Here is a 14,914-nt window from a genome sequence, read left to right as displayed (position 1 = left end):
TGACCTTCAGCGCCCGTCGCCTGGAGGCACGCATGAACGAACCCCACCGCCCGGCCCCGAAGCACGTGTACGACTGGGACGACGAACTCCCGGAGGAGGAGCTCGCCCTCGCGGACGAGCAGGTCCGCCCGAACGTCGTCGTGGGCCGTCACGGCCCCAGCCCGGAGCCGGTGCCTCAGGACCTGCCGGGCCGGACGACCCTCAGCGGACACGAGACGACGCCCCCCGCTCCGCTGCTCAAGCGGCTCGGCGGGCTGTTCCGCCGCTGAAGCTGCGTTCGAGCGGAGGCCCTGTTCTCAACGGCCCAGCATGGCCTGCAGGACTGCCCGCATGGTCGTCGGTGCGCGGCCGAGGAGCGTGCCGAGCGTTCGGTCGCGGCTGAGAAACTCCTGCCGTGCGGCGGCCGCGTAGAGTCCCATCACGGTCTCGACGCGGTCAGCGGGCAGGCCGCGCGCCTGGAGGACCTGCCGGTGGTCTGCCTCCGGGATGATTTCGCGGCGGACGGGGTGCCCGGTGAGGCGGCCGAAAAGTTCGCCGAGCTGTTCGAGGGTGAGCGCCTCGTCGGCCACCAGGGGTGGGGTGGGGCCGTCGTAGCGGCCCTCGTCCGTGAGGACGGTGGCGGCCGCGAGCGCGAGGTCGTCGTGCGTGGTCCACGAGACGGGTCCGTCCTGCGGCGCGGCGATCACGCCGGACTGCGCGGCGTTTCCCATCAGCTGCAGGGCGCTGCTCGCGTAGAACCCGTTCCGGAGGGCGGTGAAGGCCAGTCCGGTCTGTGCGAGCATGGCTTCGGTCGCGGCGTGCGTCCACATCGGCGGAAAGTGGGACTGCGGCGAGGCGGCCATGTGGCTGGTGTACACGACGCGCCGCGCTCCGGCGTCCCGGGCCGCCTCGGCAACGTTCCGGTGCAGCTGCACGCCAGCCTCGCCCAGCACTCCGGACGACACCAGCAGCACCTGGGACGCGCCTTCGAACGCGTGCCGCAGCGCGTCCGGGTCGCTGAAGTCCGCCTGCCGGGCGCGCACGCCGAGGGTCAGGAGGTTCCCGGCGCGTTCCGGGTCGCGCACGCTGACAGCGAGTTGCGCGGCGGGGAAGCGCGTGAGGAGAGCCTGAATGGTTTTGCTGCCGAGGGTGCCGGTGGCGCCGGTGATCACGATCATGGTCTGCTCCCTGAACGGCGTCGAGGCTGTTCTTATCAATGGTAACAGAATTAAGTTATCACTGATAACGCGCCGATCTGGTCACCGACGAAACCCCCTATAGTCAGGGCGATGTCTCCAGCGCCACCCCCAGACGCTCCCCAGGGCCCGCAGGACGCCACGCGCGCCCGGATTCTCGACGCGGCCGTCCGGCTGCTCGGCGCCGAGGGCCGCGACGCCCTCACCACGCGCGCCGTGGCGGTGGCCGCCGGCGTCCAGGCCCCGGCCCTCTACCGCCTGTTCGGCGACAAACGCGGCCTGCTCTCGGCCGTCGCCTCGCACGGCTACGCGGCATTCATGGCTGAGAAGGAGCGCCTGCCCGTGCACCTCGACCCGCTCGACCAGCTCCGCGCCGGGTGGGACCTGCAGGTCCAGTTCGGCCTGACGCACCCCGCCGTGTACGCCCTCATGGCGGGCGATCCACAGGAGGAGCCGGACCGGGATGCCGGATGGGCCAGCCTGAATCTCAAACTGCAGCAGCTGGCCCGGACCGGACGGCTGAGCGTCCCGGTGCAACACGCGGCGGTGCTGTACCACTCGGCCTGCCGGGGCCTGATCCTGACGCTGCTGTCGCTTCCCCCCGCGGAGCGCGACCCTGCACTGTCGCGGCTGGCCCGTGAGACGGCGCTCGCGGGCATCTCGGCCGCCGTGCCCGGCCCACCCTCCGGAGTCGGTCCGGTGGCCGTCCAGCTGCGTTCCTGCCTCCCGGACATCGCGGTCCTGACGCCCGGCGAACGGCACCTGATGGCTGAACTGCTCGACCGGATCGCGCGGTCCGGGCACCCGACCACCGGGACGGAGCCCTCGTGAGGCGACCGCCCGGCCCTGCCATCCGGCACCTGAGCAGCAGGGGGTCCCGGTGAGCCGCCTGCGGACGGCCCTGCTGTCCCTGCTGCTCTGCGGCGCGCCCGTGACCGCGCAGGCCCTGCCCGCCCTGCCGCCGTCCACGCCGGTCCTCCCGGACTCGTCGCCCCCGGCTGGCCCCGCCCCGACGCTGCCCCCGGTGCCACCCGCGCCAGAGCCTGCCCTGCGCTGCGGGTCGGGGGCAAGCGTGCCGTCCACGGTGAGCGCCGTTCCGCTGCCGTCCGGCGTGACGGGCCGCGTGAGCTTCTACGCCGCGGAGTACGATCCCGTCACCCTGAAGGCCGTGCGGGCCGTGACGCTCGGCGATCCGGACGCCGTGCATCCCCTGGCGAGCAGCTTCAAGCCGCTGGTGGTGCAGGGCGTCCTGCAGGACGTGGACGCGGGACGCTTCACGCTCGGGACACCCTTCACGACGACGGCCGAGAACCGCAGCATCGAGAGCTACCCGCCCGGCACGAACACCCTGCTGAAGCTGGCGCGGCGCGCCATCATCCTGAGTGACAACACCGCCAGCGACATCCTGCACCTGGCGTACGGCCCGGAGCGGCTCGCACGGATCGTGCGGGCGAGGAGTGCCTGCACCACCGTGCTGCTCACCACCAAGGCCTGGTGGGGCGCGCAGGCGGGGCTCGCGCCGCAGGTCCTGACGGGCGACACGGCTGCCGGTGCGCGCGGGTACGCAGGCCAGCCGTTCGAGGCTCGGCTCGGGACGGCGGCAGCCCTCATCGCGGCGTCGCGGGCGGTGACGGGTCCGGACGTGGAGCGCGCACTCGACGTCTCCTTTCACGGTCCGGCATACACGCCGGACCTGGAGGTGTACATCCAGAACACCAGCACCGCGCGGGCGTACACGGACCTGATGGTGGGGACGATGTCGGGCCGGATGCTCGCTCCCGCGACGAGATCGGCGTTCCGGGACATGCTGTCGTCCGGCTGCTGCCGCCCGGTGACGCCGAACCTCGCGTCCCGGTACTGGGGTGCGAAGGCCGGATCCGGCTGGCGCGTCGTGACGCTGACAGGGGAGGTCGAGACGCGGGACGGCCGGGTGTTCGGGTACACGTACCTGAACGACGGGAGCGACACGCGTGACTCCCTGGAGATGGAGCGTCAGATCCGGCCGGTCGTGCAGTGGATCGAGCGGAACCTGCTGAACCTTCAGCGTGGCCCCTGACCGTTCGCTGGGCGGTGAGGAGCGGGCAGCACTTTCGTTCGGCTGCCCGAATTCGTTGCGCTGCTGAACGAATGATTATGCAGGCCAGCGTATGCCGCCTGAGCGGGAGAGTCGCACGTGATCCGACCGGTTCTTTCACGCGTAAAGAAAGTTGGCGTCTTTTTTTCAATTTGGCGTATCTACAATCCTTATTTGAATCAATTGTGATCATGTCGTCAGTTTGTGCCGGTACGCCACATCCTGGCGCGGCCGCATTGATGATGATTGGCTAAAGGAACGGTTGAATATCGACACCAAAAAGTGACCTGGTCTTCATTGTGAATCTTTCGTAGCCGCCTATCATTCACTTCACGAAATACCGACCTGGAGGGGAGAGGTCGCCATATTCACGCAGGAAAGAGCGTTCCGGCAGAGCCACACCGCACAGGCGTGGACTTCCCGTCCTATTCTCACAAGGAGTCATCGTCCCATGGTCCTGAAACCCTACGCGATCGGTTCAGCCCTCCTGCTCGGCGCACTGCTGGCAGGCTGCAACTCCGCCTCCACCCCCACCGACACCACCGCGCCCACCGTGACCCTCACGGCCGCACCGAAATCCGTCACGGCCGCCGGAAACGTCACCCTGACGGCCGCCGCCACGGACGACACCGGCGTCACCAAGGTCGAATTCTACGAAGGGACCACCAAACTCGGCGAGGACGCCACGGCGCCCTACGAACTGAGCGTGCCCGTCACCCGCAGCGGCAACGGCAGCCACACCTACACCGCCACCGCCTACGACGCCGCCGGAAACAAAGGCTCCGGCAGCGACAGCGTCAGCGTCGCCATCCCCACCGGGACGGGCGCCATCCAGGGCACCATCGTCGACCAGAACATCGGCGCGCCCCTCGCCGGCAGCACCGTCACCATCACGTCCGGCGGCACGCCCGTCGACACCGTCACGACCGGCGCGGACGGGTCCTTCACCGTCGCGAACCTCGCGCCCGGCACGTACGACCTCAAGGCCCGCAAGGCCGGGTACGGCGGCAGCGACCTGTACGGCCTCGTCATCGGGACCGGCACGGCCCCCGTGCGCCTCATCCAGCGGCCCGCCTTCGACACGTCCGCCAGCACCGACGGCGCGAAACTCGTCCTGACCCGCGCGGACGGCACCACGCCCCTGAGCGGCGCGACCTTCACGAACGCCGTGGACTTCGCCGTGAAGACCGCCAGCGACTCCAACCACCTCGGCCCGGTCCGCGTCATGTACGCCCAGATCGGCCGGACGCCCGGCTCGTCCTCCGTCACCGGAGCCGCGACCGCCAACAACTGGAACTTCGCGCCGCCCGTCGAAGCCGCCGTGTCGTCCTCCGGCGCCGTGAACCTCCCCAACGCCGCCTTCCCGAACTTCATCAACGGGTTCGGCAGCGCAGCAGGCGATCCCCTGTACCTGGAAGTCGTCGCGGTGGACTTCAACTACAACTACTCGCGCTACATCGTCCCGGTCACGCTCATCAACACCTCCAGCACCGCGCAGAACACCGTCGTCGCGCCCACCATGGCCGCCGCGACCGCGTTCACGCTCAAGCAGGAGGGCGCCTGGACGACCCCCTACGTCGCGCCCGGCGGTGACGCCGCCAACCCCACCCCGAACGCCGCCGCGCCCGGCACGGGCCTCTTCGTGGAACTCCGCTGGTGCTACACCAACACCGCCGCCACCGCGAAACCCTTCGCGTTCGACATCGAACGCAGCGCCGACGGCACCACGTTCACCAAGGTCGGCACGGTCGGCGGCGGCGCCAGCGCCAGCTGCTCCGCCACCAACCAGGCGAGCCGTCCCTTCTACTACCGCGACAACAGCAGCGACCTCGCGGTCGGCAAGACCTTCACGTACCGCGTCACGGCGCGCGGCAGCAACACGGCCAGCAGCAACACCACGCAGACCACGCCGCTCGCGCAGTTCGCGCCCCTCCTCGTGTCGCCCGCCAACGAAAGCACCGGCGTGAGCCTCACCCCCACCTTCCAGATCAGCTCGAACCAGCTCGCCATCGGCGCGGACGGCGCCGGGTACAACCTGCAGCTGCGCGACACCTTCAACCTCAGCGGCCCGAACCTGCCCGGCAACGCCGCGAACGCCCTCATCCGCGTCGAGGAAGGCACCGGCGACACCGGCAACAAGGTCAGCGCCGGCAACGCCCTCGTGTTCATCTCGAGCGGCTCCCTGATCGGCAAGCCCGCCAGCGCCGGCAGCATCCTGACCGACACGGCCGGCGTGTACGTCCCCGCCAAGCCGAACCTCGCGCCCATCGACGCGGCGGCCCACACCGTGTCCCTGCCGCTCAACGTGTTCGGCGCGCCCCTGCAGCCCCAGCGGCCCTACCAGTGGCAGATGTACTCCGGCATCGCGTACAAGTACGCGCCCAGCGAAGGGAACCGCGTCTCCGCGTACTCGGTGTACACCTGGCCCGACAGCACCGTCGGACCGATCCCCGCCACGCGCGCCGTCAACCAGAACTACGACTTCATCACGGGCGCGCAGTGAGCCGCGACCGACGGACCCGGGAACCCCACAGCACCGTGAGAGGAGCAACGATGCGGAAGATCACCACCCACACCATCGGCGTCATCGCCATCACCGCGCTGCTCGCCGCCTGCGGCCAGCAGACGACCAGCACCCCCGCCCTCACCGCCCCCCAGGCGAGCAGCACCGTCGTCAGCAGCGGCGCCCTGAAGTACGTCCAGAACGAACTGGTGGTCGGGTACACCGACCAGGCGTCCCTGCAGAACGCCGTCTCGAAGGTGAACGGCGTCGTCGTCGCCACCATCCCCGAGATTCGCGTGGCCCTCGTCCGCGTCACCGGTGACGCCCTCAAGGTGTCCGGCACCGCCATGAAACAGGCGGGCCTGCGCTACGCCCTGCCGAACAGCGTCGTGACCGGCGAGACGCCCACCCCCGGCGTCGGCACCGCCAGCCTCACCGCGCAGGCGGCCAGCGCCGACCAGATCTTCGACGAACTCCCCCAGTACTCCCTCGACCCGCGCCACATGAACGCCAAGGCCGCCTGGGACGCCGGCGTGACCGGCAAGGGCGTCCTCGTCGCGGTGCTCGACGATCCCGGCGACGTCTCCCACCCCGACCTGAACCCCAACTGGACCGGCAAGGCCTACGACCCCTTCCTCGACAAGGTGTATACCGACCCCGCCGAGTACGTCGCCGCGTACAGCAGCCCGTACGCCGAGCACGGCACGGCCGTCGCGTCCAGCATCGTGTCGCCCAAGGACGGCAAGGGCATCGTGGGCGTCGCGCCGGACGCGAAGTTCATGCCGGTCGTCATCAACCCCGCCCACAAGACGGAGAACGAGTTCTACTCCAGCTTCTACATCGCCCGCGGCGCGGTGTGGGCCACCAACAACGGCGCCCGCGTCCTCAACAACTCCTGGGGCGGCGGTACGTCCTTCGGGGCCGTCAAGGACGCCTTCGACTACGCCATGTCGAACGGCACGGTCGTCGTGGCCAGCATGGGCAACTCGTACCACGACGAGTTCCAGTACCCGGCCGCGCTGCCCGGCGTGATCGCCTCCGGCGCGCTCGACGCCAGCAACCGCAAGACGACCTTCTCCACCACCGGCCGTCACATCAGCAGCTCCGCGCCCGGCCAGGACAACATGCTGGCCCTCCCCACCTGGCTCGGCGGCGGCCGCCAGCTGATCTCCGGCACGTCCTTCTCCAGCCCGCACACGGCCGGCATGGCGGCCCTCGCGCTGCAGAAGTGCCCGAACGCCACCCCGTACCAGGTGCGCCGCATGCTGGAAACGACCGCGAACGGCAGCATCGGCTCGAACGCCGCCGGATTCGACCGCGACACCGGCTGGGGCCTGCTGGACGCCGGGAAGCTCGCCGCGACCTTCAAGACCTGCGACACCCTGCCCGCCAGGGGCGCGAACGTCAGCGTGAACGTCAAGTACATCGACGGGACCGGCACGCACCCCGGCATCCTCGCCGACGTGATCCTGCGCGGGCAGGGCTACCGCGCGGGCGCCACCGACGACCCCACCCCGCAGTACATGACGACCACCGACGCGACCGGCCAGGGCAACTTCGCGGAGATCGCGCCCGGCACGTACGACCTGTACGTGGCCGGAGCGGACCTCAGCGTCACGGGCGGCCTCCCTGAGGACCGCGGCACGTACGTCGGGACGCTCACCGCGACGTCCGGCAGCACCGCGACCAGCCCCGACCGCAAGAACATCGTGCTGACCGCCAGCTCGCCCGACCTGAACCCCGCCGACCCCTACGAGCCGAACGACACGCCCGCCGACGCCAAGACCATCACCTACGGTCAGACGACGTCCACCGCGTACATCTTCGGCAGACCGCAGGACAACGACTACTTCAAGTTCACGGGCGCCGCAGGCGACAAGATCACCGCGAACGTCCTCGCGGCCGGCGAGATCGGCGGGTCGCTCGACTCGTACCTGTACCTCATCGGACCGGACGGCACCACCGTCCTCACCGAGAACGACGACCGCGGCACGCCCCGCATCGACTCGGACTCCGAAGTCAGCTTCACCCTCCCGGCTGCGGGCACGTACTACCTGCTCGTGTCGAGCTACACCATCGCCAGTGGCGGCGACGACAACAGCCCGTTCAACAAGTACCAGCTGAAGCTCGCCAAGAACTGAGCAAATGCCCTGAACCGGCCGCCCCTGCAGAGGGAGCGGCCGGTTCCTGCTGCCGGTCATGCGGCAGGGTTCACGGCCATTCCTGCGTGCTCGTCCCGTGCGCCATCTTCCGTCCGCCGACGCGCGCCTGGACGCGCCGCAGGCCCGTCTCCCAGGTCATGCGCTGCACGATCCCCACCCCGGTCAGGTACGCGGCCCGGTCGAACCAGCTGCTCGACCGCATACGCGACACGACGGACAGCCGGTCCCCGTCCGGCAGCGGGTCCACCCGGAACTCGAGCGTGCCGGACTCGGAATGCTGCCGCAGCGTCTGCAGCACGAAATGCTCGGGGGTCACCTCGGCCACCCGGACCCGGCCGCGCCTCACGCCGGACATCAGGACGGTGAACAGGTCCCCCGGCCGGGTCGCTTCCGGGCCAGGCCGGACGCGCCGGAAGACCGCCAGTGCCGGCGGGAACAGGTCGGGCAGCGACTGAAGCGCCGTCTGCACCGTCTCTGCTCGGGAGAGCGGCATTCCACTGACGTCCAGCCAGTAGTGCCTGACCGTGAGGGGACCGATGCCGTCCTCCGTCGTGGTCGGTCGCCAGCCGTGCACGGGCAGTCGCAGTACACCGGTGCCGTACCCGAGACCCAGCACGGTGAGCGCCATCACGCCCCGCGGGTTCACGAGGCTCGCCGGAGGTAGACGAAGGGGTGGGAGGTCATGCCTCACCATAAGCGCCCGTGGGCCGCACACGTTCCGCCGACCTTCACCGATTCCGTAGGCCGACCTCCCGAACCGGTGCGCGGTCGCTGGGATTCTGTTTCGCACTAATTCACATTAGTATCAATAAGCAGCCGGGCCGCGCGTTTCACCTGCCGCCCTCCGGCATTTCCCCCCTCCTGTACCCCTCGGCAGCGCCTGGAGGCCCCTTCCTGGCCTTCCTGTGAGGAAGTCGAAACAATACCGTCTGGGACGGTATTCCCGGACGTGTTCTGCGCGCAGGGTGGCCGGGACGGGCCGTCCCGGGGTTCTGGAGACAGTGAAGCAGAGCCGTCCCGGGCCGCGCTGGTGGCGCGGCGGGACGGCCCTGCACGTTTCCCTCAGTTCCTGATGATGCGGTTGAGGACCGGCGCGGCGACGGGGGTGCTGCTGTTCGCCTTGAGGTACGCGGCGAACGCGTCGACGTCCACGAGGTTCGGCTGCTGCAGGACGTTCGTGCCGCTCTTGAAGATCACGAAGCTGTCGCCGCCCGCCGCGACGAAGTTGTTCGCCGTGACGCGGTACTGCGCGGCCGGGTCGAGCGTCGCGCCGTTCAGCTTGATGCTGGCGGGATCGACGCTGACGGCGGTAAGCGTCTTGCCGTCCGCGGCGTACGTGGGGGTGTAGGTGTACGTGAAGCCCTTGCTGACCTGCAGGATGCGGGGGCTGGCGAGGTTCGTCCACTGCTGTTCGAGCAGCGTCTTGATCTGCGCGCCGGTGAGCGTCATGACGGTCAGGGTGTTCCCGAACGGCTGGACGGCGTACACGTCGCCGAAGCTGACCGTGTTGCCGGGCAGGCTGGCGATCAGGTCGGCGCGGATGCCGCCGGGGTTCATGAACGCGATCTGCGCGGAGCCGTGCGCGGCGTCGCTCGTCGCGGCGAGCTGGCTGTCGGCGATGACGTCGCCGAGGGCGCTTTCACCGGCGGCGTTCTGCGTGCGGCTGATGCTGGCCGCGGCGATCGGCGCGACCGGCTGGAGTTTCACGGCGTCGGTGAGGCTCTTGGCCTTGGCGACCAGGGCGGTCATGTCGGCGTTCTTGGCGATGCTGCGGGTGTCCATGACGACGTTCGCGGCCTTGACTTCGAGGACCTTGTGGGCCTTCGTGTCGAGCTTGAGGTCGAGGCGCTGCAGCAGGTGGCCGTAGAAGTCGCCCTGGATGACGGTGCGGCCGTTCACGACGCAGTTGTAGCCCTGGTGCGTGTGGCCGCTGATGATGGCGGTGACGGCCGGGTCGACGGCGGCGGCGATGTCCACGATGGGGCCGGTGAGGGTGTTGCAGCCGGTCTTGTCGTAGGTGTCGCTGGCGGTGCCGCCCTGGTGGATCAGCACGATGATCGCGTCGACGTTCTGCGCCTTGATCTCGGGGATGTACTTGTTGATGCTGCTCGCTTCGTCGAGGAAGGTCAGGGTTTTCACGCCGTCCGGGGTGACGATGTCGGGCGTGCCCTTGAGGACCGCGCCGACGAAGGCGACCTTGGCGCCGCTGGCGGTCGTCTCGATGTCGTAGGGTTTGAAGACGGGGGTGCCGGTCGTCTTGTCGACGACGTTCGCGCCGAGCCACTTGAAGCTCGCGCCGGGGTAGTTCGCGTCGAACTTGCAGGCCTTGGTGGTGTCGTTGCTGTCGCAGCCGCCGTTCTGCATGCGCAGCAGTTCCTTGAGGCCCTGGTCGAACTCGTGGTTGCCGAGCGCGCTGGCCTTCATGCCGATCTTGCTGAGCGCGATGACGCTCGGCTCGTCGCGCAGCAGGCTGCTGGTGACGGGGGACGCGCCGATCAGGTCGCCGCCGCCCACGAAGAGCGTGTTGGGGTTGGTGGTACGGACGCTGTCGACGTAACCGCCGATGATCTCGGCGCCGCCGGCGGGCAGGTTGATGGTCTTGGTGGCGTCTTTGGGGTCGGGGACCTTGATGCCCGCGAAGCCGGTCGCTTCGAGGTTGCCGTGGAAGTCGTTGAGGCCGAGCACGACCACGTCCTGCACGGCGGGTTTGCCCGCGTCGAGGAGGTTGCAGCTGGAGAGGCCGAGCGCGAGCGTGAGGAAGAGCAGGGATTTGTTCATACGCAACGCTCATCTTGCGGGCTGCATGTCATGAAAATGTGTTCTCCTGACATTTCTGCTTTCGGGTGCGGGATGTCCGGACGTCAGGAGGTGGCCTGACGTTCCACCCGGTCCGAACGCCGCGCCCCCGACAGGCCCGGCTGCACCGCCTCAAGGAAGAGGTCCGTGAGCGCCGGGTCGAACTGCAGGCCGCGCTGCGCGAGGAGCTCCGCCACGGCCGCCTCGTGCGTCCACGCGTCCTTGTACGGCCGTCCGCTCGTGAGGGCGTCGTACACGTCGCACACGCTGAAGATCCGGGCCAGCCGCGGAATCCCCTCGCCCGCCAGGCCGTCCGGGTACCCGCCCCCGTCCCAGCGTTCATGGTGCGAGCGCACCACCTGCAGCGATCCTTCCGGCACACTCGGCAGCCGCGCGGCCATCAGGGCGCCCCGTTCCGCGTGCGAGCGCATCAGGGTCCACTCGGCGTCGGTGAGCGGCCCCGGCTTCAGCAGCACCGCGTCCGGAATCGCGAGCTTCCCGACGTCGTGCAGGTACGCGCCCAGCCGTAGCGCCCCCAGCTCCTCGTCGTCCAGCCCGGCCGCCCGCCCCAGCCGCAGCGCGGCACTCACCACGCGCGCCGTGTGCCCGGCCGTCTCCAGGTCCCGCGCCTCCAGGATGATGCCCATGCCGGTGATGCCTGCCTCGACGGACGCCTGCATGCGCGCGTACGCGTCCTGCCGTTCGAGGTGGTGCCCGAGGTGCACGGCGACGCCCTCCAGCAGCCGGCGCGTGCCGGGCGTGATGGTCGGCCACCCGCGACGTGACGTGAACGCCAGCACGCACGTCACCTCGCCGTTCACGCAGACCGGCGCGGCGATCACGCTCTTGATCCCGGCCCGTACCCAGAACGGCTCGGCATGCTCGCTGCGCTCGTAGTCCGACGCGAACACCGTCTCCTGCCCATTCACGACGGCGTCCACGATCCGGATGGGGCGTGACGTGAGGGTGTCGGGCGCGTCCCCGTGCAGGGCGTCCTGGTACGTGATCTCCAGCGGGTCGCCGTGCCGGATGAAGTACCACGCTTCGAAGCCCGCGAGGTCCGCCGCGCGCCGCAGGCCGAGCCGCAGGATGTCGTCGAGTGTTTCCAGCGTCTGCAGGTAGCGCGGGAAGGCGTTCAGGTCCACGTGCAGCCCCTGCCGCTGCGCGGCACGGGCGGCGTAGTCGCGGGCCTTCTGCGCGTACATCTGCTCGGATGCCAGGGCCACCACCCGCTCGAGCGGCCCGCCCGCCGGGACGCTCACCTCGCCTACCGCGAGGACCGGCAGGTCCGGGTCGCGCCGCAACGCCCGCAGGCGCGGGTCGTCGAGCAGCGGCAGGGCCCGCAGCGGTCGAGGGGACAGCACCATGAACTCGTCACCGCCCCAGCGGCCGAGCACGGCCTCCCTCGGCAGCAGGGCGCGCAGCAGGTCCGCGATCGCCCGCAGGTACGCGTCACCGGCGTCGTGTCCGTCTTTCTCGTTGAGACGCCTCAGGTCGTTCACGTCGAGCAGCGCGACGTTCACCTCCGCGCCGGGCGGGATGGCCACGTACTGCCGCAGCACGCCCCGGCGGTTCAGGACGCCCGTCAGCACGTCCGTCTCCTGCACCTGCTGCAGGTGCCGCTGTCCGAGCCTGCTCGCGACGGTGCCCCGGACGGTCAGCACGACCAGGCTCGCGGCGCACGACGCCCCGAGCAGCAGCTGCACAGGGTCGGGCCGGGCCGCCCCGTGCAGCACCGACAGGCCCTGAAGGGCCAGCAGGTCCGCCAGCAGCCCCATGCTCACCACGAGCGCCACCGTGAGTTCCGTCCGCAGGCTGTGCTGCAGGCGGATGAGCCACAGCGTGCACGTCACGAGCAGCGCCGCGCACGTGAGCGACAGCACCGCGTCCGGCGTCCACGCGGCCCGGGCGGAACCGCGCGAGACCGTCAGCGCCTGCAGCAGCGCGAGTGTCACGGCGTAACCGGCCAGCGTGACGCCCACGCCCCGCCACACCGCGGGACGCGGAGCGGATGGAGGCGGGTCGGTCACGGTCACGGTACGCGCATCCTATGTCCTGGAACCTCACACGGCTGTCACGCTCCACCGCGGCGCGCCGTTCATTCACAGCGAACCGTCAGACGCATGTGCGACCCGAGGCACATACTGAAGGGGTGATGAAGCCTTCGGCGTTGATGGACCGGGCCTGGGCCCGGCGCTTCACCGACCCGGTCGCTGCGACCGAGTGGGCCGCGCAGGGCCTGGCCGACCCCGCACAGGCCGGGTACGCCCGCGTCGTGCAGGGCTTCCTGCACTGGCGGGCGGGCCGGCTCGACGTGGCGCTGCAGTGCGCGACGGACGCGGAAACGGAACTCCGCACGGCCGGGGAGGAGGGTTGGCTCGCACGGGCGCTCAGCGTGCAGGCGGTCGTGCTGAACGAGGCGGGGCACGCGGCCCGCGCGATGGAACTGCTGCGCGAGGAACTGAAGATCGTGGAGGCGCTCGGCGACACCGAGATGCACGCCTCCGCGAACAACGACATCGGCGTCCTCATCAGTTTCGACGACCCCAGGCGCGGCCTGACGTACTTCGAACGGGCGTACGATCTGCTGGCCCGCGCCGACTGCGCTCCGGCGATCCAGGGCATCGCGGCCCTCAACATCGGTGAGGTGCACATGATGCTGGGCGACGACGCGCTCGCCGACACGTACGTCACGCGCGGGCACGACCTGCTGCTGCGCGCGTCGGCGTGGTCGTTCTGGCCGTTCTACGTCACGCTGCGGGTCGCGCTGCTCCGCCGTGCGGGCCGCCTGCACCAGGCGCGCGACCGGATCCGTGAGGCGTTCGCGCTGCTCGACGCGCACCGGGACGCGCCGACGCACAGCGAGTCGATGCTGCAGCTGCGTGGCGCGGCGGCCCGCGTGGAACTCGACTGCGGCGCGCCGTTCACGACCATCGAGATGCTGCGCGACCTGGAAGACTGGCACCCCATGCGGGCCGAGCTCCGTATCGAGTTCCTCGACCTGCGCGCCCGGGCCGAGGAGGCCGTGAACGACCACGCGGCCGCCTGCCGGACCCTGCGGGTGCTGCTGGACGCCACGAACGCCCGCCACCGCTACGAACACGAGACGCACGTCAAGAGCATGGAGGTGCTGCACCGCACGGAGGCTGCCCTCCGGCAGTCGCGCGAGGCGGAACAGGCGGCGCAGGCGCTCCGGGAGCACCTGCACGCCATGCAGGTCCTGCAGGGACAGCTGGAGCGCCTGAGCAGCACCGACGAGCTGACGGGCCTCGCGAACCGGCGGCAGTTCGACCATGACCGCGCGCACCTCGGGCCGGACGACGCGGTGCTCGTGATCGACATCGATCACTTCAAACGCATCAACGACACGCACGGGCACGCCACCGGCGACGCGACGCTGCGCGAGGTGGCGGCCCGGCTCTGCACGGCCCTGCGGCGCAGTGACCGCGCGTACCGCTACGGCGGGGAGGAGTTCACGGTCATCGCGCGCGGCGTGGGCGGCGCGTACCTGCGCGAGCTGGCGGAACGCATCCGCAGGAGCGTGTCGCGCTCCCCCGTCCCTGCGGTGGCCGAGACGGTCACGGTGAGCGTGGGGGCCTCCATGGTCGGCCGGGGCGGCGGCCTCGACGCGCTGACGGCCGCCGACCAGGCGCTCTACACCGCGAAACGCGACGGCCGCGACTGCACGCGGCTCGCGTCGCCGTCCGCCTGAAGTCCCGCGGGGCGCTCAGGCGGGCATGTTCGTCAGGGCCTTCACGGCGCCGAGCACCTGCGCGGCGTGCGTGTCGGGGTCCACCTGCGTCCAGTGCAGGGCCACGCGTCCGTCCGGGCGGATCAGGAAGGTCTCGCGGCGCGCGTACGTCACGGTCTCGCCGTCCACCACGGCGCTGTCCAGCACGCCGTAGCGGGCGCTGAGTTCGTGCCGGGCGTCGCTGATGAGCGGGAAGCTGAGGGTGCAGAAGTTCCGGAAGTACCCCTGCTCCTCGGCCGTGTCGACGCTCACGCCGACCACCCGGACGCCAGCCTCCCTGAACTGCGGGAGGAGCGCCTGGAAGCGGCGCGACTGCATCACGCAGTGCGGGTTGTTGCCGCGCGGGTAGAAGTACAGGACCGTCCAGTCGGCCGTGCGGAGCGGTTCCGGCAGGAAGGCGAGGAAGTCGGGAGCGAGATCACCGGCGTTCACGGTCATGGACCCACTGTAGGG

Annotated in this window: 11 protein-coding genes; 6 read left to right on the top strand and 5 right to left on the bottom strand. The window is 70.1% G+C overall.

The window, feature by feature from the left end:
- The first annotated feature begins 32 nt into the window (after window positions 1-32).
- Window positions 33-269, top strand: a complete 237-nt coding sequence (locus IEY33_RS04905; RefSeq protein ID WP_188961151.1) for a hypothetical protein — start codon at window positions 33-35, stop codon at window positions 267-269.
- 27 nt (window positions 270-296) lie between these two features.
- On the opposite strand, the gene IEY33_RS04900 is transcribed toward IEY33_RS04905, so the two are convergent.
- Window positions 297-1,157: an NmrA family NAD(P)-binding protein gene (locus IEY33_RS04900; RefSeq protein ID WP_188961150.1), complete on the bottom strand. Its 861-nt coding sequence runs from the start codon at window positions 1,155-1,157 to the stop codon at window positions 297-299.
- A 111-nt stretch (window positions 1,158-1,268) separates the two neighbouring features.
- On the opposite strand from IEY33_RS04900, the gene IEY33_RS04895 reads away from it, so the two are divergent.
- The 4 genes from IEY33_RS04895 (at window position 1,269) to IEY33_RS04880 (ending at window position 7,893) form a co-directional block, all read left to right on the top strand.
- Window positions 1,269-2,006 (top strand): TetR/AcrR family transcriptional regulator, encoded by a 738-nt coding sequence (locus IEY33_RS04895; protein ID WP_188961149.1) that lies wholly within the window; start codon window positions 1,269-1,271, stop codon window positions 2,004-2,006.
- Between the two features lie 49 nt (window positions 2,007-2,055).
- Complete coding sequence (locus IEY33_RS04890; RefSeq protein WP_229670777.1) at window positions 2,056-3,231, top strand: serine hydrolase; 1,176 nt, start codon at window positions 2,056-2,058, stop codon at window positions 3,229-3,231.
- A 469-nt stretch (window positions 3,232-3,700) separates the two neighbouring features.
- Window positions 3,701-5,752 carry an Ig-like domain-containing protein gene (locus IEY33_RS04885; protein WP_188961148.1) on the top strand — a complete coding sequence of 684 codons (2,052 nt, stop codon included), beginning with the start codon at window positions 3,701-3,703 and terminating at the stop codon, window positions 5,750-5,752.
- A gap of 50 nt (window positions 5,753-5,802) precedes the next feature.
- The gene (locus IEY33_RS04880) at window positions 5,803-7,893 is read left to right on the top strand and encodes a S8 family serine peptidase (RefSeq protein WP_188961147.1); all 2,091 of its coding nucleotides are present in this window, start codon (window positions 5,803-5,805) and stop codon (window positions 7,891-7,893) included.
- 70 nt (window positions 7,894-7,963) lie between these two features.
- Here the strand turns inward: IEY33_RS04880 and IEY33_RS04875 are convergent, their stop codons facing one another.
- From IEY33_RS04875 to IEY33_RS04865, 3 genes are all read right to left on the bottom strand, one after another.
- Complete coding sequence (locus IEY33_RS04875) at window positions 7,964-8,560, bottom strand: DUF1990 family protein (RefSeq protein WP_188961146.1); 597 nt, start codon at window positions 8,558-8,560, stop codon at window positions 7,964-7,966.
- Between the two features lie 416 nt (window positions 8,561-8,976).
- The gene (locus IEY33_RS04870) at window positions 8,977-10,692 is read right to left on the bottom strand and encodes a bifunctional metallophosphatase/5'-nucleotidase (protein ID WP_188961145.1); all 1,716 of its coding nucleotides are present in this window, start codon (window positions 10,690-10,692) and stop codon (window positions 8,977-8,979) included.
- Between the two features lie 83 nt (window positions 10,693-10,775).
- Entirely contained in the window at window positions 10,776-12,746 is a 1,971-nt protein-coding gene (locus IEY33_RS04865) for a sensor domain-containing diguanylate cyclase/phosphohydrolase (protein ID WP_188961144.1), read from the bottom strand.
- 119 nt (window positions 12,747-12,865) lie between these two features.
- On the opposite strand from IEY33_RS04865, the gene IEY33_RS04860 reads away from it, so the two are divergent.
- Window positions 12,866-14,422 (top strand): GGDEF domain-containing protein, encoded by a 1,557-nt coding sequence (locus tag IEY33_RS04860; protein WP_229670803.1) that lies wholly within the window; start codon window positions 12,866-12,868, stop codon window positions 14,420-14,422.
- Between the two features lie 15 nt (window positions 14,423-14,437).
- On the opposite strand, the gene IEY33_RS04855 is transcribed toward IEY33_RS04860, so the two are convergent.
- On the bottom strand, window positions 14,438-14,899 hold the full coding sequence (locus IEY33_RS04855; RefSeq protein ID WP_188961142.1) for a peroxiredoxin: 462 nt from the start codon (window positions 14,897-14,899) through the stop codon (window positions 14,438-14,440).
- Between the last annotated feature and the right edge of the window lie 15 nt (window positions 14,900-14,914).

The sequence above is a fragment of the Deinococcus aquiradiocola genome (assembly GCF_014646915.1).
Lineage (GTDB): Bacteria > Deinococcota > Deinococci > Deinococcales > Deinococcaceae > Deinococcus > Deinococcus aquiradiocola.
Note: the sequence above shows the minus strand (reverse complement) of the source record. Positions and strands in the feature narration are given on the sequence as shown.